Origin of the sequence: Maribellus comscasis (assembly GCF_009762775.1) — a bacterium.
Taxonomy (GTDB): domain Bacteria; phylum Bacteroidota; class Bacteroidia; order Bacteroidales; family Prolixibacteraceae; genus Draconibacterium; species Draconibacterium comscasis.
The window spans coordinates 4071629-4093807 of record NZ_CP046401.1; the positions used below are offsets into that span (position 1 = coordinate 4071629).

The following is a 22179-nucleotide window of genomic DNA, read 5'->3' on the forward strand; positions in this document are numbered from 1 at the left end:
TCCGGGGTTTTTTTGTTTCCTTGCGTTTTTTGACCTATTATTTTGGAACGGCCAACCGGCCGGTTACTGGTTTGATGAATATTCAGAATAGTTACCTATTTTTAACAAATTATCTTTCTGCTTAAAATTTTGGAAATGAGTTCGTTTGTTAAAAACAAACAATATTACAAATTTAGTTTTTACGGATTTTTAAAAAATCTTCGGTTTTTTGATGCTTTTTTTATTTTGTTTTTGGTTGAAAAAGGATTGTCTTATACCGAAATAGGTGTATTGTATGCAGCAAGGGAAATCTGTATAAACATTTTTGAAGTACCATCCGGAATTGTTGCTGATACTTACGGACGAAAAAATTCGTTGATGGGATCTTTTGTAGCTTATATTTTATCGTTTGTTGTATTTTTTATTTCCGCTAACTTCTGGTTGTTTTTAGTTGCTTTTATTTTTTATGGTGTAGGCGATGCATTTCGGAGTGGTACCCACAAAGGAATGATTATGGAATACCTGAAAATTGAGAACTGGGAAGATCAGAAAATAGATTATTACGGGCATACTCGTTCGTGGTCGCAAATGGGCTCTGCAATTTCGTCGTTAATTGCAGGCGGAATTGTTTTTTATTCCGGAGAGTATCATAATATTTTTCTGTATTCCATTGTTCCGTACATGATAAATTTATTTCTGATCATGTCATACCCCAATGCATTAAACCATTCATCAAATCAGTCGGAAAAGAATAAGAAAGTGAGCTTTGTTTTTATGGTTAAGTCGCTGATTAAAATGGTTAAACGCCCTAAGGTCTTGAAAATAATAAATACGGCTGCGCTTCATTCGGCCTATTTAAAAGCGGTAAAAGATTATATTCAGCCATTAATGGCAAGTGTGGCGCTTTTAATTCCGGTTTTTGTAAACCAGGAAGATGAGAAAAGAAACGGGGCAATAATAGGAGTTATTTATTTTTTGATTTACCTGGGCACTTCCCGGGCGTCAAAATATTCATCAAAACTGGAAAAGAACAATAAAATTGACCTTCCTTTTGTTACACTGTTGTTTGGCTTTTTTCTTGGAACAGTCACTGGATTTTTTTACAGCTGCGAGATTTGGGTGGTGGCGTTGGTCGCTTTTATTGGGATTTATTTGGTTGAGAATGTACGAAAACCGGTTTTAACCGGATATATTTCAGATAACGTCCCTAACGAAGTTTTAACATCGGTTATTTCGGCCCAGTCCTTGCTCAAAACCATCTTAACATCTGTTTTGGCCTTTGTTTTTGGAGTGGTTGCCGACCATTTTGGAATTGGAATTTCGTTTATAGTGGTTTCTGTGTTTCTTGGAGTATTTTCAATTTTCATCTACTATCTCAAAGGTTTAAGAAATTAAATCAGTTAAGTATGTCTTCCAAAATTAAATATGTTCATACCAATATTGTTGCTGCAAACTGGAGAGAGTTGGCCGCATTTTATATCAAAGTTTTTGATTGCATTCCAATTTTGCCGGAACGGAATTTAAGCGGAAACTGGTTAGACCAATTAACAGGTTTGAAAAAAGCAGGTATAAGAGGAATTCATCTTCAACTCCCTGGTTTTGAAAAAGGCCCGACACTTGAAATATTTGAATATTCGCCGGAGAATTTGGCGGAAAATAATCGTGTAATCAATCGAGCAGGATTTGCACACATCGCATTTCATGTTGAAGATGTGGAGGACATTTTGGAGAAACTGGTTCAAAATGGCGGTGAAAAGTATGGCGAACTTATTAAAACAAAAATTGAAGGAGTTGGAATTTTAAATGCAGTCTATACCCGGGATCCTGAAGGGAATATTGTGGAGATTCAACATTGGGAAAACGATAAAGGAGTTAGCCGGTAAACTATTTTCCGTTTCCTTTAAAACTTACCATCAAGGTGTAAATTAGAATTTTAAAATCGATGTACAGCGAAATATTTTTCAGATACATCATATCGAAAGGCAATCTTTCAAGCATTTCTTCCACATTTGAAGCATAACCGTATTTTACCTGTCCCCACGAGGTTATTCCCGGTCGTAATTTGTGAAGGTGGGTGTAATGAGGTGCTTTTTGAATGATTTGGTCAATGTAATATTTTCTTTCAGGGCGGGGCCCCACCAGTGACATTTCACCTTTAATTACATTTATAAATTGCGGAATTTCGTCGAGGTGTGTTTTTCGCATGAACCGCCCAATATTAGTAATTCGCTCATCGTTTTCGTTCGATAGTTCAGGAGTTCCGTTTTCGGCATTAAAAACCATACTTCTTAATTTGTAGATTTTAAAAGGTTGTCCGAAACGCCCCACTCTTTCCTGTTTATATATTATAGGGCCTTTCGATGTGGTTTTGATAACCACAGCTAAAACCAAAAAAACAGGGAAAAACAAAACCAATGCAATAAACGAGAACAATACATCGATTAAACGTTTGGTATTTTCCTGCCAGCCCGGCATCAAACCGTTTGATATTTTTATCAGAGGACTGCTGTAAATGGTATTTACTTTTACCGTGCCCGACAGAAAATCGTACAAATCAGGAATTCCCCAAATTGTTACCTGCCGGTTTTCAATTATTGTAAGAATGTCGCTTAATCTTTTGTGTTCAATGGTTTCAAGCGCAATTATTACCTCTTCAATCTGTTTGCTTTCAATAATATTTGTCAGGTCGTTTACACCGCCTAATTTTGGAATGTAATCGCTTAAAAGCGCATCGTTGTTGTTTTCAACTCCCACAAAACCAACAAATAAGTTTCCGGCAGGGCGCTGCTGGTTCATCATCTCATTATACACTTTTACTGCTTTTTCGTTGCTTCCTATAATAAGCGTGTTAAACCCTATTTTACGTTTGTGAATTCGATGTATTGTTCGTGTGGTAAGAATTAAGCGAAACGAATAGGTAAGGAAGAAGTGGAGGATAAAAAGAATAAAAAAGAGTTCGTAATAATCTTTATACGATGTTATAAAATCATCTAAAATCAAAGCAAAGAAAATAATTACTACACCTACAACCGATGTTAAAAAAGTCTGTCCGAGTTCAAGCAGCCGCGATCTGTGAAAAATGTTTTTGTAAAATCCGGTGATATAATAAAAAGTAAGCCAAAAAACTGGAATAAACAGCAAGCCAAGAAAATAACGGTTGGTAAAATCCAAAGGTATGTCAATGCCAAAGCGCTGGGGTTCTATAACCAGTTTGCGGTAAATGAAAAATATAGTCCAACCAAGGGCCGCTGCTAAAAAATCAAAAACCAAGTATTTTGCAACCTGTCTTTTTTTGTTCATTCTTTGCCGGTTAAGTCTGGTAATTCAGCTAATGCATTAGTGTAACGGTTGCCAGACTGAAATATTGCCGCAAAAATAATTTTTTAGACGACTTAATGAGTGGAAAACTGCATTATCTTTTTGTTGATTTTCTGCACGGCGTATAAAACAATCAGATAGTCCTCTATATTGCTGATTTGTTTTGACTTTTTTTGAACCACATGGAGGAACCTGTCAATTTCATTTACAGGGGGGTACTCTGACAGATTGATGGGTTTATTGTTACATTGAAAAACTTTTGTGGAAAAGTTTAATGTTACAAACTGGCCTGGTGAGTATGATTTTATTTTGAATTCATTTAACGGAGGCAGATTTCCGTAATTGATATTCACCACAGAGGCATCACCAAATTCAAGCCTTACATTGTTAAATTTCGACTCGGTTTCTTTTGTCCGGAAAGTAACAGCACCAATTTTTTTTGGACTAGTTCCTGTTGTCCCAATTAACATTAGTAAAAGGGAAATAAGTGTGCTGTCGGTGATTGTTTCCTCTGTTACGTATGAAATATCAAGTAATGTAGGTGTAATTAAATGATTGTTCAGCCATTGGGTTGCCGGTGTAAAATAACGCGGATTTGTAACCTGAATAACCGACCCTGATTCATTCGCCAGGCTGACAAGCTGCGAACACTCATCAATAGTAAGTTTTAAATATTCAATGGTGAAAATGTGTTTCGATTTTTTTACGATATCACACAACATTTTAAAGGGTAAAATTGAAGAGTTGTCCATGATAATAATGTCTGCTCTTTCAATCAGTTCAATCCGGTTAATTTCCGGAATTGAAAAATGAAAACTATTTAAGTGGGCATCTGTTCCTACCGAGGTTTTTCCTACAATATTTACCCCTTTAATTTTTTGTATCCGCTTAACGTGCGGTTCCAAAATTTCTGTTTTCCCTATGAGTCCAATGTTCAGCATATTACAAATATAAAGTTCAAAACACTCTGTTTACCTTTCATTAAAAAGAACTTATCAACGTTAAATGTTAATATTGAAAAAGAATCTTTAAATTGAAATCAAGGGGATTTAGGTTATTTTAGTACCGTATTTTTTGAAGAATGGAAATGAATGATGATCTGAGACATCAGGGAATGAGAAAGAAACTGGCCACCGGATTAAAAATAAAGGGAATTCGGAATGAAAAGGTTTTGCAGGCTATTGAGCAGGTTCCAAGACATCTTTTTATGGAAAGTAGTTTTATAAATTTTGCTTATAAAGACCAGGCGTTTCCTATCGGAGCAGGGCAAACAATTTCGCAGCCCTACACCGTTGCATTTCAAACACAGCTGCTTCAGGTCAGTAAAAACGATAAAATTCTGGAAGTTGGAACAGGCTCAGGATATCAGGCAGCCGTTTTGCTTGAAATGGGGGCAAAAGTTTTTACGATTGAAAGACAAAAGGAATTGTATCAGAAAGCCCAGTCGTTTCTTCCCGAGATCGGGTACCACCCGGCTTGTTTTTTTGGAGACGGCTATAAAGGATTACCTCATTTTGCACCTTTCGACAGAATATTGGTAACAGCTGGTGCCCCGTCTGTGCCGGAGGATTTGAAATACCAATTAAAAATTGACGGTCGTTTGGTTGTGCCGGTGGGAACAGAAAAACGACAGGAAATGACCGTAATAATCCGGATCTCGGAAAATGAATTTAAAACCGAAAAACATGGAGGCTTTGTTTTTGTTCCTTTGTTGAAAGGAACGGTAAATTCGTAACTATGATAAAAATTAAAAAGTTTGTTGTAAATCCTCTACAGGAAAATTCATATATCCTATCCGACGAAACAGGAGAATGTATTTTTATTGATCCTGGTTTTTTTTATGAGGAGGAACATGATGAAATCAGAGAATACATTTCGGAAAATAATTTGAAACCAAAAAAAATTACCAACACGCATTGCCATTTTGATCATATTATGGGGGTTGAATTTTTACGGTCCGAATATCAAATACCTCTTTTTGCACATCCTGACGATGCATTTTGGATTGAACGCGCGATAGACCAGGGGCAGATGTTTGGTTTTGACATGCAACCGGTGAACCCTATTGATGCACTGTTTAAAGAAGGCGAAAAAGTAAAATTCGGAAATACTGAACTTGAAATTTTTCATGTTCCGGGGCACTCACCAGGGCATGTTGTTTTTTATAGCCGGAATAATGATTTTCTCATTGCAGGCGACGTACTTTTTTATGGTAGTATAGGACGTACCGATTTACCCGGAGGAAACCACCAACAGTTAATTTCAGGGATAAAAGACCAGCTTTTTAAATTGCCTGACGAGACAAAAGTGTATTGTGGACACGGCCCGGAAACAACACTGGGGTTTGAAAAAACAAACAATCCCTTTTTAACCTGACTAACAAAATGTAACCTTGATTTTAATTTGTGGTTTAAAATCATTTTTTACAAAAATTGGAAAATTTATACTTGCAAATATTTCACTATAAATAAAATAGATAGATGCCTTACGATAATTTTGTAACCCGCCATATTGGCCCACGTGAAAATGATGTAACAGAGATGTTGGAAGCAGTTGGTGTATCATCGATGGATGAATTGATTGAGCAAACTGTTCCTGCAAATATCAGGTTAAAAGAACCGCTCAAATTACAGGAAGGACTTACTGAACGAAAATATTACCGGAAGGTTCTTAGTCTGGCTGCCAAAAATAAGGTGTTTAATACCTATATCGGAATGGGATATTACGATACAATAACTCCCGCCGTTGTTCTTCGGAATGTATTGGAAAATCCGGTGTGGTATACTTCTTACACTCCCTATCAGGCTGAAATTTCCCAAGGCAGGCTGGAGGCATTGTTAAATTACCAGACCATGGTTTGCGAACTTACCGGAATGGAAATTGCCAACGCATCGCTGTTGGATGAATCAACTGCTGCTGCAGAGGCGATGATTATGATGATGAATTTGCGTTCGCGCAAAATGGTAAAGAATGGTGTAAATGCAGTTTTGGTAGATGAAAAAATGTGGCCGCAAACACACGACGTGCTAAAAACAAGGGCTTATCCGCTTGGCATCGAACTTCGAATTCAATCAAAAGAAAATTTTGAATTCGCCGATGATGTTTTTGGTGTTTTAGTGCAATATCCAAATTCTGACGGAGAAATTATTGATTATTCGGAACTGGTAAAACAGGCACATGAAAAAGATATAAAAGTAGCTGTTGCCGCTGATTTGCTTTCACTTGCTATTTTGGTTCCTCCGGGTGAATGGGGAGCCGATATTGTTTTTGGAAATAGCCAGCGTTTTGGGGTGCCAATGGGATATGGTGGTCCGCATGCAGCTTTTTTTACAGCGAAAGAAACATTCAAACGAAGCATGCCTGGCCGAATTATTGGAGTGACTAAAGACATTCACGGAAACCGTGCATTGCGCATGGCACTTCAAACAAGAGAACAACATATCAAGCGGGAGAAAGCAACGTCAAATATTTGTACCGCACAAGCACTTTTGGCAACCATGGCAGGCTTTTTTGGAGTTTATCACGGTCCCGAAGGTGTGAGAAATATTGCCGATCGGGTTCATAACATTGCCGCGTTTTTGACTGAAGAGATTGAAAAACTGGGATACAAACAGCTAAACCGGAATTATTTTGATACCATTCGTTTTGCTTTGCCAAGACATGTAAAACACGAAGATATTGAGTGGCTGTCATTGGAATTGGAGATGAACTTCAGGTATTTCGAAAATGGTGAGGTTGGAATTAGTATTGATGAAACTACCAACCGGGAAGACATCACCTGGATTTTGGAAGTGTTTGCAAAAGCAGCCAACAAACGCTGGCAAGTCATTCATGAGTATCCCAAAGGATATTCTGTAGATAAAAAATATGCCCGAACTTCGGAATATCTGACCCAGGAAGTATTTAACAAATACCGGTCGGAAACTGAAATGGTACGTTACATCAAACGATTGGAACACAAAGATATTTCACTCACACATTCCATGATTTCGTTGGGCTCATGTACTATGAAATTAAATGCGGCGACAGAAATGCTCCCGTTGAGCTGGATAGAGTTTAATGGAATTCATCCTTTTGTTCCCAAAAATCAGGCGCGTGGTTACCACGAAATGATGGAAGAATTGCGTAGGGATTTATCTGAGATAACCGGGATGTCGGATGTGAGTTTGATGCCAAACTCCGGTGCCGCCGGCGAATATGCGGGATTGATGGTTATTCAGGCTTATCACGAAAGCAGGGGAGAGGGCAAACGGAATGTGGTTCTGATTCCTTCATCTGCGCATGGAACAAATCCGGCAAGTGCAGTTATGGCGGGGATGAAAGTAATTGTTGTTGCCTGCGATGAACAAGGAAACATTGACCTGGAGAATTTACGCAGGAAGGCGGATGAACATAAAGAATTCCTTTCTTCGTTTATGGTAACCTATCCGTCAACACATGGTGTATTTGAGTCGTCGATAGTAGAGATGTGTGAAATCATTCATAAAAACGGTGGTCAGGTTTATATGGATGGAGCAAATATGAACGCACAGGTTGGTTTAACCAATCCCAAAAGTATTGGAGCTGATGTTTGTCATCTGAATTTACATAAAACCTTTGCTATCCCTCATGGTGGGGGAGGTCCCGGAGTTGGACCGATAGCAGTGGCCGGTCATCTGGTTGAGTTTCTACCTTCTCATCCAATCATGAATAACGGACACGTCGGAATTAACGCGGTTGCAGGTGCTCCGTGGGGAAGTGCTTCTGTTCTTACGATTACTTACGGGTATATAAAAATGATGGGAGCAAAAGGATTAACAGAGGCAACTCAAATAGCCATTTTAAACGCCAATTATATTGCAAAAGCATTGGAAGCAAATTACGGAATTTTGTATACCGGCGAAAACGGGCGTATTGCACACGAAATGATTCTGGAATGCAGGCATTTTAAAGCATCTTCCGGAATCACTGAAGAAGACATTGCCAAACGTTTAATGGATTACGGTTTTCATGCTCCAACGCTTTCTTTTCCCGTTCATGGAACTTTAATGATTGAACCTACGGAAAGTGAATCCAAAGAAGAACTGGATCGTTTTATTGATGCCCTGAATTCTATTTTTAATGAAATAAAAGAAATAGAAAACGGCACGGCAGATAAAACCGACAACGTGTTGAAAAATGCACCACATACCTCTGAAAGAGTTTGTGCCAACGAATGGGAACACGAATATTCAAGAGAAAAGGCTGCCTTTCCATTGGATTGGATCAGGGAAAATAAATTCTGGGTGCCCGTCGGACGTGTCAATAATGCTTGGGGCGACCGGCATTTGATATGTACCTGTGGTTCGCCTGAAGAATATGAATTGATGACTCAGGATTAGTTGAAATCAAATAGTTTATTTGGATGATCGTTTTTCCAAATGCAAAAATAAATATTGGTTTGAATGTGGTTTCCAGGAGGGAAGACGGATATCATAACCTGGAAACCATATTTTATCCGGTAAAACTCGCTGATGCGTTGGAAATTGCTGATTCGGATGAAACGGAGTTTTCGTATTCAGGTTTGCATATTGACGGTGCCCCTGAAAATAATTTGGTGTACAAAGCATATTCCTTGTTAAAAAGTGATTTCGAACTTCCCGGTCTAAACATTCATTTGCACAAAGTAATTCCATTTGGTGCCGGGCTGGGAGGTGGTTCCTCTGATGCAGCTTTTGTACTAAAATTAATAAATGAATATTGCAGTTTAGGTTTAAATTCAACTGAATTAAAGCAATACGCTAAGGAAATTGGCGCTGATTGTCCTTTCTTTATCGAAAACAAAGCTTCTTTTGCCAGGGGGATTGGGGATCAGCTCGAACCAATCCAAATTGACCTTTCGAAATTTGAGATTGTTATTGTTAAACCACAAATATCGGTAAGTACACCCGATGCTTACCGGAATATAAAACCTTCTCAGCCGTCGTTCAATTTAAAGGAGCTAAATAAAATTCCGCTTGAAGAATGGAGAGATTTTGTTGTAAATGATTTTGAAAAGACGGTTTTTCCAAAGTACCCTGAAATCCAAAATATAAAAGAGGCTCTTTATAAAATGGGAGCCTTGTACGCTGCTATGTCTGGCAGTGGCTCGGCGGTTTTTGGTATTTTTCGCCATTTACCGGCAAATACAGATAAATTCCTACCCAAAGGTATTTTTATTTACCGATAGTTTCTGACACTTACCGACCTTAAGGTTTCATTAACAAAATATTCATACTTTTTAACAAAAAGCAATGTAACCTTTGTGCTTGTAAATAGTCTATTAAAGTGAAAACAAAATTTGGAAAACAAGAAAAGAAAAAGACGAAAACAAAAACAATTAGTAAGAAAGCAGAAAAAATAGAAACAATGAAAACAAGAATTAATCAAGTAGTAGCCATAGCAATTTTCACCCTGATATTATTTGGAGGAAACAGCTATGCAAAAGGAACAGAATTAATTGCCTCAAGTTTGAAAACAATTGAAGAGCCAGCTATGGAAATGGAAAGTTGGATGATTGACGAAGCTTACTGGAACAAAACCAATTCAGCTTATTTCTTTGAAGAAGCGTTTGATGAAGCTTTAAATCTGGAGGCGTGGATGTTTAATGAAAGCAACTGGGGAAAAGTTGATTTGAATTACGCTGAAACAGAAGTTGAAAACAGTTTGGTTCTGGAATCATGGATGACAAACGAAAACCTTTGGGAAAAAGAAAGGCTAAGTTTTAATGAAACAGAAACAGAAAATAATTTGATTCTGGAGTCATGGATGACAGACGAAAATACATGGAATATTCAATAGGGAAAAGGTAAAGTTAAAACGCGATTAGCTTAGTTGGATTTTTAAAGGAGGACTGTCAAAAGGCAGTCCTTTTCTTTTTGCAAAAAAATAGGTCAACTATAGAGCCAACCTATTTTTTTAATAAAACAGCCTTATTTTAATATTTTGGGTTTAATCTCAATCATCAGATGTCTTTTAGGTATTACATCTTCTTTTTTTACATAAATTTTTACTATCTCCCCGTCAAAAGGCATGCGAACCTGATTTTGCATTTTCATTGCCTCAAGCAGTAACAAAGTTTCACCTTCTTTAACTTTATCCTTTGGTTTGATGTATATGTCGATTATTGTTCCCGGTATAAATGAATAAAGCAGATTTTCATTTGGCGCCTCCCACATTAACCTTTCTTCAAATTTTCGGGTATACGTGGTTTTGTAAATAGCCCCCTGAACAATGAGATTTTTATATTCTTTTTCTTCAGTCATAAATTTTAATTTTAGAATGGTGGTACACCGTGTTTTTTAGCTGGCAAATGAACGCTTTTATTTTCCGAAACTTTTAGGGCATGTAAGATACGTGGCCTGGTTTCTTTTGGTTCAATTACTTCGTCGATATATCCCTGCGCTGCTGCAACATACGGATTTGCGAATTTTTCTTTGTACTCCAGAATTTTTTGCTGACGCATTTCTTCCGGATTTTCAGCTTCTGCAATTTCTTTTCGGAATACAATGTTTGCGGCACCTTCCGGTCCCATTACCGCAATTTCTGCGGTTGGCCATGCAAATACAAAATCAGCACGTAAGTGGCGCGAGTTCATCGCAATATAACCCCCACCGTATGCTTTTCTTAAAATGACCGTTACTTTTGGAACTGTCGCTTCACTGTATGCATAAAGAATTTTTGCACCGTGCCGGATTACGCCTGCATGTTCCTGATCGACTCCTGGTAAATATCCTGGTAAATCTTCTATTGTAACAATTGGAATATTAAAAGCATCGCAATAACGAATAAACCTCGCTGCTTTGTCAGAACTGTCGGTATCCAGAACACCAGCAAGAACCATTGGTTGGTTGGCTACAAATCCTACTGTTTCACCTTCCATCCTTCCAAAACCAATTATAATATTTGGTGCAAAATGTTCCATAACTTCAAAAAAGTCAGAGCCGTCTGTAATTCCTTTTATAATGTCGCGCATATCGTAAGGAATTCTTGGATCGCCGGGAACCATGTCTTCAATTTTCCTGCCTTTTTGCGGCGATTTTGGCGGATAAGGAAGCGCTTTCCTGGAATTATTTCGGGGAATAAAACTGATAAGTTTTTTTATCTGGTCGAAACATTCAAGCTCATTTTGAGCATAAAAATGAGCATTCCCTGTAATTTCCGCATGAACACGCGCGCCACCGAGTTCCTCCATCGAAATTTCTTCGCCAAGCACCGATTTTATTACACTTGGGCCGGTAATAAACATTTTGGAGATATTTTCCACAACAAAAACAAAGTCGGTTAGCGCCGGCGAATAAACAGCTCCACCTGCACAAGGACCAAGGATTACTGAGATTTGGGGAATTACTCCCGATGCCAGGGTATTACGGAAAAATATTTCTCCATATCCGGCCAGAGAGTTAACACCTTCCTGAATACGCGCACCACCAGAGTCGTTAATACCAATCAATGGAACCCTCATTTTTAAGGCATGATCCATGATTTTTGTAATTTTTCTGGCGTGCATTAGTCCGAGTGAGCCCCCTGCTACAGTGAAGTCCTGGGCGAAAATACAAACTGGTTTATTGTAAATGGTGCCTGTACCGATAATTACACCGTCGCCATGTAATACTTTTGATTCCATACCAAAATCTTTGGCGCTGTGTTCAACGAACAGGTCATATTCGTGAAAAGAATTTTTATCAAGAAGGGCAAGAATACGTTCGCGGGCAGTGAGTTTACCCATTTTAGCCTGTTTTTCAATGGCTTTATCCCCACCACCTTTTTGTACTTCTCTTTTCCTTTTTCGAAGGTCAAGGACATTGCTTCTTAGTGACATAAAGTTTGTTTTAAGTTAAAATTTCTCTTTTGCATTTATCCGCAAAAGGTTTTAATTAAGCATTTCAAAGTGGGGGCAAAATTATAATTTTTTTCTTTTGACTTTCTCTTTCACGAAATAGTACTACGTAATTTAAACTACAATGATTCATTCTGCTCGAATAATGGTACCTGTTGTTTGAAAAGTAATGCTAACGCGCAGCCCAGCGGAATACAAAGAAAGCGATTAGACTGTAAAACAGGTTGGGAATCCAAACTGCAACTATGGGGGGGGTGTTGCCGCTAATGGCAAAAACTGTAGATATTTGCATAAAAAGTATATACGAGAAAGCTAAAAGTAAACCGAGCCCCAAATGCAGTCCCAGCCCACCTTTTATTTTGCGGGAAGCGAGGCCGGCGCCAATAATAGTTAAAATGAAAGCCGAAAAAGGTCCGGCAACTCTTTTATGATTTTCTATCTCCCATTCGACATAGTTGACACCACGCATTTTCATTTGTTTTATTTCCTGTTTTAATGCCGGTGTGGTAAATGTTTCCATTTGGTTTTTCATTACCTTATAATCATTTGGGGTCATATTTAACGTTGTGTCCATCCGGTAACCTTTTACAAAATCTTCCCCGTCTTTATGAATATGCCGTATCACGTAATTATTAATTACCCACTTTTCTGTCTCTTCATTCCAGCGAATATTGTCTGCACTAATTTTTTCTTCCAATTTAGCGCCGTCGAATTTTTCGAGTGTAAACCGGTATCCAACATTGTTGGCGTTGAAACTCTGCATATAAATATATACACCCGGCTCAATTTGTCGATGGATGTTTCTCTCAACAATAACTTTATTATTATCGATATATTTGTTTCTAAAGTTGTTTAAAGTTGCGTTAGCAGGCGGAATAACATAATTACCCAAAGCAAAAGAAAAAGCTGCCAGAATAAATGCCGATGTTAAATACGGACGCATCAGGCGCGGGTATGAAACTCCACTGCTTAAAATGGCAATTATCTCGGTGTTGTAAGCCATTTTCGAGGTAAAGTATATTACTGCTATAAAGGTAAACAGCGGGCTGAACAGGTTGGCAAAATATGGAATAAAATTTAAGTAGTATTCAAGAATAATAACCTTTGCCGGAATATCTTTCGAAATAAATTCGTCCAGGTTTTCCGCCATGTCGAAAACGATAGCAATACTTAAAATTAAAGCAATGGTGTAAAAGAAAGTTCCCAGAAACTTTTTAGTAATATATAAATCTATTGTTTTATAAATTTTCATTCCCGAGTTATAATCTTTCTTTTAGTTTTACTACCATTTCTCTTTTCCAGCTTTCAAAATTTCCGTCAATTATCTTTTGCCGGGCTGTTTTTACCAGCCACAAATAAAACGCCAGATTATGCTGACTGGCAATTTGTGCGCCAAGCATCTCGTTTGAAATTATTAAGTGGCGAAGATAAGATTTTGAATACTGGTCGACAAACGAGTGTTCATCTTCGTCGATGACAGAGTGGTCATTTTCCCACTTTTTATTTTTGATATTGATAATTCCTTTGCTTGTAAATAACATTCCGTTTCTGCCATTACGCGTTGGCATTACACAGTCAAACATGTCAATGCCCCTTTCAATAGATTCCAGGATATTTACAGGAGTTCCCACACCCATAAGGTACCTTGGTTTGTCTGTCGGCAAATCAGCCGTGCAAACTTCGGTCATTTCGTACATTATTTCTTCAGCCTCACCAACCGAAAGCCCGCCTATAGCGTAGCCGTCCGCATCAAAATTTTTTACATGAGCAACAGCAATTTTGCGTAAATCTTCAAATGTATTTCCCTGTACAATCGGGAAAAGCGATTGTCTGTGGTCGTACTTTGGTTCTGTTTTGTTAAACTGAACAAAACATCTTTCCAACCAGCGTTGTGTTAATTCAAGCGAATTTTTTGCATAATTGTAATCCGCATCTCCCGGAGAGCATTCATCAAAAGCCATAATAATGTCAGCGCCGATGGAACGCTGAATGTCCATTACATTTTCCGGTGTAAACATGTGATACGAGCCATCGATATGAGATTGAAAACGGGCTCCATCTTCACCGAGTTTTCTGATGTCGCCAAGCGAAAAAACCTGGTAGCCGCCACTGTCTGTTAAAATAGGTCCATTCCAGCGGTTAAACTTGTGCAAGCCTCCTGCTTTTTCAATTACATCAATGCCGGGACGGAGATATAAATGATAGGTGTTTCCAAGAATAATTTGAGCATTTATGTCTTCATGCAGATCACGCGTATGTATTCCTTTTACGGAACCGGCAGTCCCCACCGGCATAAAAATAGGTGTTTCTATTTTGCCATGGTCGGTAGTAATATTACCTGCACGGGCACGCGAATTTTCTGAGGTCTTTAATAACTCAAATTCCATCTCTTTTTTTTGAGGGTTCAAATATAGTTATTCTGTCTGAATCAAGCGGACGTATTTTCTTTTGCCTCTGTTAATTATTTTTAAACCCTGTGAATAAAAATAAAATAGATTTTTGCTTGAATATTTTGTAGTTGGGGCGAATGTTTCCATTTTTGTGTTCGACTAATCTTTATCTGATTTATTTTTCTGAATGATTAACGATTTATTGAAAGTAATCTCTGAAGCAGAGATTTTTCAAATAGTACTTTTCCTTGTTTTGTTAACGCTCATTTTGATTCAGATTATTTCTAAAATCGTTTTTTTTGTTCAGATTTTACGAAGAAAAAAAACGATAAAAGGTGAAGGGCAAAGCCCTGTTTCTCTTCTGATGGCTGTGCGAAACGAAGAAAATAACCTTTCTGAAAAATTACCACATTTACTTGAACTTGACCAGGATAATTACGAAGTGGTTGTTGTCGACGATTTTTCTCAGGACAATACTCTTTCTGTTTTGGGGAGACTAAAAAAAGAGAATTCAAAGTTAAAAGTTTCTGTTTTAAACCAGGAAACACGTTTTTCGATAAAGTTGTCGCAAAATATAGCTCTGAAATCAGCTAAAAATGACTGGGTGTTGTTTGTTCCGCCTTCGATAGCGCAGTCTCAGGATAACTGGTTGAAAAATATATCAAATTCGGTTGCCGAAAACCTGGATGTTATTGTAAACTATTCGAATGTTTGCAAAAACGGAAAGTTCTTTAACAAACTTTATCGTATTGAAACATTTTTACTTTACCTAAAAAGTATGAAGTATTCCCTGGCCGGAGTTCCAATTGTTTATTTTGAAAATAATGTTGTTTTCAGGAAAGATAAATATTTTGGGTTGGGAGGCTATGGGAAAAAAATTAAGGAACCATTTGCCAATCTTGAATTATTAATTAACCGGTTTCTTTCGAAAAAGAAATTCAATATTGTGTTAAATAACGAGACTTCGATTCGTTTTTCAGAAAAAGTTACACGACATGATTATTTTGATTTAATGCGAAAAAGTTTTCGAATCGAACAACACTTATCTTATTCAAAAAGGGTTTTAATAAATTTAAGTTCGGGCCTTAAATTAATAACACTTCCTCTTGCAATTGCTGTAATCTTTTTATTTATTGATGTTTGGCTGTTTATTTCTGCAGGTGTTGGTCTTCTTTTGATTTTGCACTTGCTTATCATAAAAACAATGCAAAATCGTTTGAATGAACGCAAAATATTCATAACTTCGTTAGTATACGAGTTGATAATGCCCTACTATAAATTAGTTTTCCGAAGGCGTTTCAACGGTAAAATCCGAAGGCAAAATGGAAGAGCAAAATTTAAAATTATCTGAAAAAGCACGCCAGGATTATGTTTTGGTTCTGGATGCTTTGAAAGGTGATGAAAAAGCTTTTGCACGTTTGCTCAGTAAATACAAGGACGCGATATATTTTATGCTTCTCAAAATGGTAAACAACCGGAGTGATGCAGAGGATTTAACACTCGAAGCTTTTGGAAAAGCTTTTAAAAATCTTCATCAGTATTCTCCAACCTATGCCTTTAGTACCTGGTTGTTTAAAATTGCATCAAACAATTGTATCGATTTTTTGCGCAAGAAAAAAGGGGTACATATTTCAATCGAAAATACAAGCGATCAAAATGAAAACGGGGAGCAATTACGACTCAAATCAAAAGACCCTGACCCAGAGGAAAAACTAATCCGGCAACAAAAAGCAATTTTGCTGCGAAAGGTTGTCAGGCGATTAAAACCCCGTTATCAAACACTCGTTGAATTAAGATATTTCCGTGAATTTTCGTACGAAGAAATTGCAAAAGAATTAAATTTGCCGCTCGGTACTGTAAAAGCCCAGTTGTTCAGGGCCCGTGAAATGTTGTTTAAAATGATTGAAAGTACCGAAATGGCAGATCATTAATAATTCTTTTGAATGGATATTATCCTGAAATATTTTCCAAAACTCGACAACAGACAACTAGAGCAATTCCGCTTGCTCGAAGAGTTGTATGCTGAATGGAACCAAAAAATCAATGTTATTTCAAGAAAAGATTTTTCATCGCTTTACGAAAAACATGTTTTACATTCGTTAGGTATTGCAAAATTTGTACGGTTTGCCGGCAATACCCGGGTTTTGGATGTCGGAACGGGAGGGGGCTTTCCGGGAATCCCTCTCGCTATCTTTTTCCCGGATGTACAGTTTCATTTGGTTGATTCAATCGGGAAAAAGATTAGAGTAGTAAATGGTGTTGCTGAATCGTTAGAATTAAAAAATGTTACGGCGGAACAGATTCGGGCAGAGCAAATAAAAAAGAGATATGATTTTGTAATTAGCCGCGCAGTGGCACGTTTGCCGGAATTCGTTCCATGGGTAAAAAACAGTATTTCGCAAAAACAAAAAAATGCCATTCCCAACGGCATTTTATATTTAAAAGGAGGTGATATCCAAGCCGAACTCAAACCATTCAAAAACAGAGTCTTTGTCCAAAAACTTTCAGAATATTTTGAAGAAGAGTTTTTTGAAACCAAAAAGCTGGTTCATCTTTCTCTTTAACGTTTTTTATTCAATAAGTTGGTATTCATCACCAAACGAAACACCCATTTTCCGCGCTTTTGTAATCAGCGGGTGCTCGGGCTGAACCAACCTTAAATTGCTGCCAACTTCTTCCAAAGAAACAGTAGTTAGTTCATTGTTTTTCATAGCCACCATTGTTCCAAAATTACTTTCCGCAATACATTGTGCAGCGTGGGCACCGTAACGTGTTGCCAAAATTCTGTCCATTGGTGTTGGACTACCGCCGCGTTGAATATATCCCAAAACGGTTTCCCGTGTTTCAATTCCTGTATAGGTTTGAATCGCCTCCGAAAGATGTGATGCAGCTGTTTGGTTTTTGGGATGATCGATTCCTTCGGCAACAACGACAATCGAATAAGGTTTGTTGTCTTCATACCGATTCTCAATTTTTTTACATACCGAACGAATATTGTAAGGAATTTCCGGTAACAGAATTATATCGCCTCCACCGGCAACACCCGAATAAAGAGCCAGCCACCCTGCATGATGTCCCATAATTTCTATGATCATTACACGCTGATGTGAGTTTGCTGTCGTATGTAAACGGTCGATGGCATCAGTAGCAATTTGCACTGCCGAGTCAAAACCAAAAGTAACATCGGTTCCCCAAACATCGTTGTCAATAGTTTTGGGAATTCCAATAACATTTAATCCTTCTTTTGCGAGCATACTGGCTGTTTTCATGGTTCCGTTGCCACCAATACAAACAATACAATCGAGGCCCAGCTTTTTATAATTCTTCTTTATTTTTTCGGGTTTGTGCGTGTCGGTTTTCCCGTTTTTCTTAACCATTTTGTATGGTTTTTCTCTTGATGTACCCAATATGGTTCCACCTAAGGTTAAAATACCAGAGAGTTGAGATTCTTTTAATTCCGTGTAGTCGTTGTTTATCAGCCCCAAATAACCGGCATTAAAACCAAGAACTTCCATTCCATATTCAACAATTGCAGTTTTGCCCACTCCCCGAATGGCTGCGTTTAATCCCGGGCAGTCTCCTCCAGCGGTTAAGATTCCTATTTTTTGGGCTTTTTTTGAAGTTTCCATATCTGATATCTTTAATAAAAAACTTAAATCAAAATCGAATTTACAAAAGAATACCCGAAATTGTTAATTTTGCAGGAAACGTTTATTAACTATTAAGTAAATTTCAGAAATAAACGATAATTGGAAGGAAATAAAGCTTAATTTTTATAATTTCGTTTTACTTCGAAAAGGATATTGAATTAACCAATAAAAAAACAACAAAATGAAAAGAGTATTCTCGTTACTTTTAGCAGGAGCATTTGTTTTTGGGATGTCGTGTCAAAGCGGTCAGAAGAAAACAACTGAAGAGCCTGAGGAAAAGGCAGCAGTTGAAGAAGCTGTTGGGCCAAATGAATTAACACAGGCTGAAAAAGATCAGGGCTGGGTTTTGCTTTTTGATGGAAAAACAAGCAATGGATGGCATAGCTACGGAAAAGAATCTTTCCCCGCCGGATGGCAGGTTGTTGACGGAACTTTGATGTGCAACGGTTCGGGAAGAGGCGAAGCCGGAGCAGAGGACGGTGGTGACATTGTTACCGCTAAAGAGTACTCAAACTTTCATTTAAAAATGGATTGGAAGATTTCAGAAGGTGGTAATTCCGGTATTTTTTATTTGGGAAAGGAAGACCCACGTTTTGATAAAATATATTATACCGCGCCTGAAATGCAGGTTTTGGATAATGAAAGGCATCCTGATGCAATGCTTGGCAAAGACGGAAACCGCAAAGCCGGTTCTTTATACGATTTAATTCCAGCTGATCCTCAAAATGCAAAACCAGCCGGCGAATGGAACTCCATTGAGATTATTTGCTATAAAGGTACAGTGGTGCACAAACAAAATGGCGAAACTGTTTTGGAATATCATCTGTGGACAGAAGACTGGAATAATCTTGTTGCCGGTTCAAAATTCCCGGAATTGAATCCCGAATGGGCGAATGTTGCACAATCAGGTGTAATTGCATTACAGGATCATGGTGATGATGTCTGGTATAGAAATATCAAAATCAGAGAATTGTAAGAAGAAGTTGACATCATACTACAATAAAAAATCCCGGGATAACCACCCGGGATTTTTTATTCAGGAAAATACCCCGATTCATTTAATATTTTTTGGTAGTCGGTATTCTGCATCAGTTGAGGAAGCGTAACTTCCGGATGCTTGTTCATGTATTTTCTAACAATTTGCCAGCCAATCCAAACTCCGGTGCGCGCAGGCGATTCCAATGGAAATCCGTTCGTGTAAGGCCCGTCGTTGATATACCTTATAATATCCATTCGTTTACTGGAATACAACATTTTTGTTTCTACCAGTCTTAGCCACATCTCAGCTTCGTTTTTTTTGCACCACTCTAACTGTTCCTCCGTATATCCGATTTTGAGCGAATCGCTCATTGTTGGTAAAAGTGCGTCAACAAAATACATCAGCTTTCCCTGGTGAATCATATTTCCTAAAAGGTTGGTTGCTTTATTGGTCTGGTCAAATTCAGTCATTCCCCAGGCAAATGCAAGGTCTGAAACAATCTTATTTTTATGCATGTTGAGGATTTTGTATTGCGGGGTTGTACTCAGTCGCTGATAATAGCTGCAATCTCTTCCTAAATATTTGTCCAGGCTTATACCGATAATATCTTCTGCTGTTACAACCGACTGGTTAAATCCTGAAATATAGGTGTAAATAGACGGAATATTTTTTTCGGGGAAATGGTATTTATAATATTTAAATGCTTTGGTCACCTGATTTTGGATTTCGCGAAAGGTCGAAAATTCCTCTTCAACCATCGAATTTATATTTAGTATCATGGTATCCGTAAGAAATGTATTCATATACCCCACAAAACCTTCGTCGTCAATTCCTCCAATATTTATGATTTTGTAAGTAAAAAGGTCAAAAAAACCGGGATGTTTTTTATGCAAATCAATAAACTCCTGTAAGGTATCTTTTTGAGGAAGTGAAAATAGTTCCTTTTCAAACCGAACAAATTCAGGTTGGGCATCGATTCCTGAAATGTCAACTTTTAAAGGGTTTCGCTTACAGGAAATAAAAATCATAAATAAAAACAGAATCAGGATTCCTCGTTTCATCTTATAAGAATTTTAATTCATTACGCATCCTTTGGATAATTATTGCGAAATTGAACTAAAAATTGGAGATTTGCAATCATAAAGAATAATCGTGTTTTACTTAGAGTGAAAGTATAAGGAGTTCCGATAAATATTCCTCTTTCACTACTGTTTGAAACAAAGGTGAAAATTAAATTTTTACGCAAATGAAAGTTGCACTGGCACAGTTAAATTATATCATCGGCGATTTTGAAGGAAACGCTGAAAAGATAATTCAAAATATCAACCGGGGAAAAAATGAAGGTGCCGACCTTGTTATTTTCTCAGAACTTTCGGTTACCGGATATTATCCTCACGATTTACTGGAGAAAAAGGAGTTTATTCAAAAAGCGGAAGATACAGTCCGGAAAATCGCTGCCTCCTGCCACGGGATTGCTGCAATAATAGGTGCGCCAAGAATTAATAAGCGGGAACGCGGTAAAAAATTATACAACTCAGCCTTTTTTATCTCTGATGGGAAAGTACAAAGCACACACAATAAAACGTTGTTGCCTACTTACGATGTGTTTGATGAATACCGCCATTTTGAGCCCAATCAGAATTTTAATGTGGTTGATTTTAAGGGTGAAAAGATAGCCATAACAATTTGCGAAGATTTATGGGATGAACAACCCACTGCAAACGAATTTGGTAAAGATAAATTGTACCAGACCTCACCCATGGAAAAACTAAGTCTTTTGAATCCTGATTTTGTAGTGAATATTTCGGCTTCTCCGTTTTCATATAATCAGGAATCCTGGCGAAAAGACATTCTGATTACAAAAGCTCAAAAATATAATGTGCCGGTTTTGTACGTGAATCAGGTTGGCGCACAAACCGAGTTGGTTTTTGACGGTGGCTCGGTTTGGATCGACAAAAAAGGAGAAATTATAAAAGAACTGAAGTATTTTAATGAAGACTTTTTAATTTTTGACACGCAAAATCCGGGAGAGAAATTGGTGCAAAAAGAAGCTGACTATATCGAAAAAATACATGATGCACTGGTTGTTGGTATTCGCGACTATTTTAAAAAGATGGGTTTTAAAAGCGCAACACTTGGGCTTTCCGGCGGGATAGATTCAGCAGTAACAGCGGTTTTAGCGGTTCGTGCATTGGGAGCGGAAAATGTCAGGGTTCTACTTATGCCGTCAAAATATTCCTCGGATCATAGTTTGAACGATGCCCGGGAACTGGCTGATAATTTGGGAATACAATATGATGTTGTAAATATTCAAACAGCAGTTGATTCTTTTGAAAAAGAACTGGCTCCGCTGTTTAAAGGGAAAGCCCCGGATATTACCGAAGAAAATATCCAGGCACGCGCCCGTGGAATTTATGTGATGGCGCTTTCAAATAAATTTGGTCACATTCTGCTAAATACAACCAACAAAAGCGAGAGTGCAGTCGGATACGGAACATTATACGGAGATATGAACGGCGGCCTTGCAGTATTAGGCGATGTTTACAAAATGGATGTTTACCGGCTTTCGAGATTTATGAATAAAGATGGTGAAGTTATCCCCGAAAATACCATTGTTAAACCACCTTCCGCGGAGCTGCGTCCCGACCAAAAAGATACTGACTCATTGCCCGAATATGAAGATTTAGACAAAATTCTTTTCAATTTTATTGAATTGAATAAATCTCCAAAAGAAATTGTTGCTTTGGGCTATGAAGAAGAGGTGGTGAGAAAAGTTATTCGAATGGTAAATATGAACGAGTATAAACGGTTTCAGGCGGCACCTATTTTAAGAGTTAGTTCAAAAGCATTTGGATTTGGAAGAAAAATACCTTTAGTTGCTTGTTATTGATTCCTTATTTAGCAAATAATTCATCTGGTTTTTGACTTATTTGCTCAACTCCCCTAAACGGATGATACTATATGATAAATTTTTATTTTGCTGATTTCTTTCCTTTTGTAGGCAGAATGCCTGTTTTTTTCTTTCTT

Annotated in this window: 20 protein-coding genes; 12 read left to right on the forward strand and 8 right to left on the reverse strand. The window is 37.7% G+C overall.

The annotated features are described in order from the left end of the window. Nucleotides 1-135 precede the first annotated feature (135 nt). Together GM418_RS16075 and GM418_RS16080 are read left to right on the forward strand one after the other, a co-directional pair. Nucleotides 136-1374 (forward strand): MFS transporter, encoded by a 1239-nt coding sequence (locus GM418_RS16075; RefSeq protein WP_158868107.1) that lies wholly within the window; start codon nt 136-138, stop codon nt 1372-1374. Nucleotides 1375-1385: 11 nt separating this feature from the next. After that, entirely contained in the window at nt 1386-1862 is a 477-nt protein-coding gene (locus tag GM418_RS16080) for a VOC family protein (RefSeq protein WP_158868109.1), read from the forward strand. Nucleotide 1863: 1 nt separating this feature from the next. Here GM418_RS16080 and GM418_RS16085 read toward each other — a convergent pair whose 3' ends face one another. Together GM418_RS16085 and GM418_RS16090 are read right to left on the reverse strand one after the other, a co-directional pair. Beyond that, nucleotides 1864-3279 (reverse strand): sugar transferase, encoded by a 1416-nt coding sequence (locus tag GM418_RS16085; protein WP_158868111.1) that lies wholly within the window; start codon nt 3277-3279, stop codon nt 1864-1866. 92 nt (nt 3280-3371) lie between these two features. Further along, a complete protein-coding gene (locus GM418_RS16090) occupies nt 3372-4238 on the reverse strand; it encodes a hypothetical protein (protein WP_158868113.1) in 867 nt (288 codons plus the stop codon). 146 nt (nt 4239-4384) lie between these two features. Between GM418_RS16090 and GM418_RS16095 the strand changes: the two genes are divergently transcribed. From GM418_RS16095 to GM418_RS16115, 5 genes are all read left to right on the forward strand, one after another. After that, nucleotides 4385-5032, forward strand: coding sequence for a protein-L-isoaspartate(D-aspartate) O-methyltransferase (locus GM418_RS16095; protein ID WP_158868115.1), 648 nt, complete (start codon nt 4385-4387; stop codon nt 5030-5032). A 2-nt stretch (nt 5033-5034) separates the two neighbouring features. Further along, nucleotides 5035-5673, forward strand: a complete 639-nt coding sequence (locus GM418_RS16100; protein WP_158868117.1) for an MBL fold metallo-hydrolase — start codon at nt 5035-5037, stop codon at nt 5671-5673. A gap of 104 nt (nt 5674-5777) precedes the next feature. Beyond that, nucleotides 5778-8657, forward strand: coding sequence for an aminomethyl-transferring glycine dehydrogenase (gene gcvP, locus GM418_RS16105; RefSeq protein WP_158868119.1), 2880 nt, complete (start codon nt 5778-5780; stop codon nt 8655-8657). Between the two features lie 23 nt (nt 8658-8680). After that, nucleotides 8681-9484 (forward strand): 4-(cytidine 5'-diphospho)-2-C-methyl-D-erythritol kinase, encoded by an 804-nt coding sequence (gene ispE / locus GM418_RS16110; RefSeq protein ID WP_158868121.1) that lies wholly within the window; start codon nt 8681-8683, stop codon nt 9482-9484. A gap of 179 nt (nt 9485-9663) precedes the next feature. Next, entirely contained in the window at nt 9664-10095 is a 432-nt protein-coding gene (locus GM418_RS16115) for a hypothetical protein (RefSeq protein WP_158868123.1), read from the forward strand. A 131-nt stretch (nt 10096-10226) separates the two neighbouring features. Here GM418_RS16115 and GM418_RS16120 read toward each other — a convergent pair whose 3' ends face one another. The 4 genes from GM418_RS16120 to tgt form a co-directional block, all read right to left on the reverse strand. Further along, on the reverse strand, nt 10227-10559 hold the full coding sequence (locus GM418_RS16120; protein WP_158868125.1) for an acyl-CoA carboxylase biotin carboxyl carrier protein subunit: 333 nt from the start codon (nt 10557-10559) through the stop codon (nt 10227-10229). 11 nt (nt 10560-10570) lie between these two features. After that, a complete protein-coding gene (locus tag GM418_RS16125; RefSeq protein WP_158868127.1) occupies nt 10571-12115 on the reverse strand; it encodes an acyl-CoA carboxylase subunit beta in 1545 nt (514 codons plus the stop codon). 190 nt (nt 12116-12305) lie between these two features. Continuing rightward, nucleotides 12306-13385, reverse strand: a complete 1080-nt coding sequence (locus GM418_RS16130; protein WP_158868129.1) for an LptF/LptG family permease — start codon at nt 13383-13385, stop codon at nt 12306-12308. Nucleotides 13386-13392: 7 nt separating this feature from the next. Continuing rightward, nucleotides 13393-14520 (reverse strand): tRNA guanosine(34) transglycosylase Tgt, encoded by a 1128-nt coding sequence (gene tgt / locus GM418_RS16135; protein ID WP_158868131.1) that lies wholly within the window; start codon nt 14518-14520, stop codon nt 13393-13395. 190 nt (nt 14521-14710) lie between these two features. On the opposite strand from tgt, the gene GM418_RS16140 reads away from it, so the two are divergent. From GM418_RS16140 to rsmG, 3 genes are read left to right on the forward strand one after another with little or no spacing between them, the layout of a single operon-like run. Continuing rightward, a complete protein-coding gene (locus GM418_RS16140) occupies nt 14711-15874 on the forward strand; it encodes a glycosyltransferase (protein ID WP_158868133.1) in 1164 nt (387 codons plus the stop codon). Beyond that, complete coding sequence (locus tag GM418_RS16145) at nt 15846-16454, forward strand: RNA polymerase sigma factor (RefSeq protein ID WP_158868135.1); 609 nt, start codon at nt 15846-15848, stop codon at nt 16452-16454. Before GM418_RS16140 ends, GM418_RS16145 begins: the two co-directional genes overlap by 29 nt. 12 nt (nt 16455-16466) lie before the next feature. Next, nucleotides 16467-17087, forward strand: coding sequence for a 16S rRNA (guanine(527)-N(7))-methyltransferase RsmG (gene rsmG, locus GM418_RS16150; protein WP_158868137.1), 621 nt, complete (start codon nt 16467-16469; stop codon nt 17085-17087). Between the two features lie 6 nt (nt 17088-17093). Here rsmG and GM418_RS16155 read toward each other — a convergent pair whose 3' ends face one another. Continuing rightward, the gene (locus GM418_RS16155; RefSeq protein WP_158868139.1) at nt 17094-18152 is read right to left on the reverse strand and encodes an ATP-dependent 6-phosphofructokinase; all 1059 of its coding nucleotides are present in this window, start codon (nt 18150-18152) and stop codon (nt 17094-17096) included. A gap of 202 nt (nt 18153-18354) precedes the next feature. Here GM418_RS16155 and GM418_RS16160 point away from each other — a divergent pair, with 202 nt between their 5' ends. Continuing rightward, nucleotides 18355-19149, forward strand: a complete 795-nt coding sequence (locus GM418_RS16160) for a 3-keto-disaccharide hydrolase (RefSeq protein ID WP_158868141.1) — start codon at nt 18355-18357, stop codon at nt 19147-19149. A gap of 56 nt (nt 19150-19205) precedes the next feature. Here GM418_RS16160 and gldB read toward each other — a convergent pair whose 3' ends face one another. Then, nucleotides 19206-20213, reverse strand: coding sequence for a gliding motility lipoprotein GldB (gldB, locus tag GM418_RS16165; RefSeq protein ID WP_158868143.1), 1008 nt, complete (start codon nt 20211-20213; stop codon nt 19206-19208). 185 nt (nt 20214-20398) lie between these two features. Between gldB and GM418_RS16170 the strand changes: the two genes are divergently transcribed. Further along, nucleotides 20399-22042 (forward strand): NAD+ synthase, encoded by a 1644-nt coding sequence (locus GM418_RS16170; RefSeq protein ID WP_158868145.1) that lies wholly within the window; start codon nt 20399-20401, stop codon nt 22040-22042. Nucleotides 22043-22179 lie beyond the last annotated feature (137 nt).

Excerpts from the sequence above, each read along its gene's own strand:
- gcvP (WP_158868119.1), top strand. The coding sequence starts at position 5,778 with ATGCCTTACGATAATTTTGTAACCCGCCATATTGGCCCACGTGAAAAT.
- GM418_RS16115 (WP_158868123.1), top strand. The coding sequence starts at position 9,664 with ATGAAAACAAGAATTAATCAAGTAGTAGCCATAGCAATTTTCACCCTG.
- gldB (WP_158868143.1), bottom strand. The coding sequence starts at position 20,213 with ATGAAACGAGGAATCCTGATTCTGTTTTTATTTATGATTTTTATTTCC.
- GM418_RS16130 (WP_158868129.1), bottom strand. The coding sequence starts at position 13,385 with ATGAAAATTTATAAAACAATAGATTTATATATTACTAAAAAGTTTCTG.
- GM418_RS16095 (WP_158868115.1), top strand. The coding sequence starts at position 4,385 with ATGAATGATGATCTGAGACATCAGGGAATGAGAAAGAAACTGGCCACC.
- GM418_RS16120 (WP_158868125.1), bottom strand. The coding sequence starts at position 10,559 with ATGACTGAAGAAAAAGAATATAAAAATCTCATTGTTCAGGGGGCTATT.
- GM418_RS16090 (WP_158868113.1), bottom strand. The coding sequence starts at position 4,238 with ATGCTGAACATTGGACTCATAGGGAAAACAGAAATTTTGGAACCGCAC.
- GM418_RS16080 (WP_158868109.1), top strand. The coding sequence starts at position 1,386 with ATGTCTTCCAAAATTAAATATGTTCATACCAATATTGTTGCTGCAAAC.
- GM418_RS16160 (WP_158868141.1), top strand. The coding sequence starts at position 18,355 with ATGAAAAGAGTATTCTCGTTACTTTTAGCAGGAGCATTTGTTTTTGGG.
- GM418_RS16155 (WP_158868139.1), bottom strand. The coding sequence starts at position 18,152 with ATGGAAACTTCAAAAAAAGCCCAAAAAATAGGAATCTTAACCGCTGGA.
- GM418_RS16075 (WP_158868107.1), top strand. The coding sequence starts at position 136 with ATGAGTTCGTTTGTTAAAAACAAACAATATTACAAATTTAGTTTTTAC.
- GM418_RS16145 (WP_158868135.1), top strand. The coding sequence starts at position 15,846 with ATGGAAGAGCAAAATTTAAAATTATCTGAAAAAGCACGCCAGGATTAT.
- ispE (WP_158868121.1), top strand. The coding sequence starts at position 8,681 with ATGATCGTTTTTCCAAATGCAAAAATAAATATTGGTTTGAATGTGGTT.
- rsmG (WP_158868137.1), top strand. The coding sequence starts at position 16,467 with ATGGATATTATCCTGAAATATTTTCCAAAACTCGACAACAGACAACTA.
- GM418_RS16140 (WP_158868133.1), top strand. The coding sequence starts at position 14,711 with ATGATTAACGATTTATTGAAAGTAATCTCTGAAGCAGAGATTTTTCAA.
- GM418_RS16170 (WP_158868145.1), top strand. The coding sequence starts at position 20,399 with ATGAAAGTTGCACTGGCACAGTTAAATTATATCATCGGCGATTTTGAA.
- tgt (WP_158868131.1), bottom strand. The coding sequence starts at position 14,520 with ATGGAATTTGAGTTATTAAAGACCTCAGAAAATTCGCGTGCCCGTGCA.
- GM418_RS16125 (WP_158868127.1), bottom strand. The coding sequence starts at position 12,115 with ATGTCACTAAGAAGCAATGTCCTTGACCTTCGAAAAAGGAAAAGAGAA.
- GM418_RS16100 (WP_158868117.1), top strand. The coding sequence starts at position 5,035 with ATGATAAAAATTAAAAAGTTTGTTGTAAATCCTCTACAGGAAAATTCA.
- GM418_RS16085 (WP_158868111.1), bottom strand. The coding sequence starts at position 3,279 with ATGAACAAAAAAAGACAGGTTGCAAAATACTTGGTTTTTGATTTTTTA.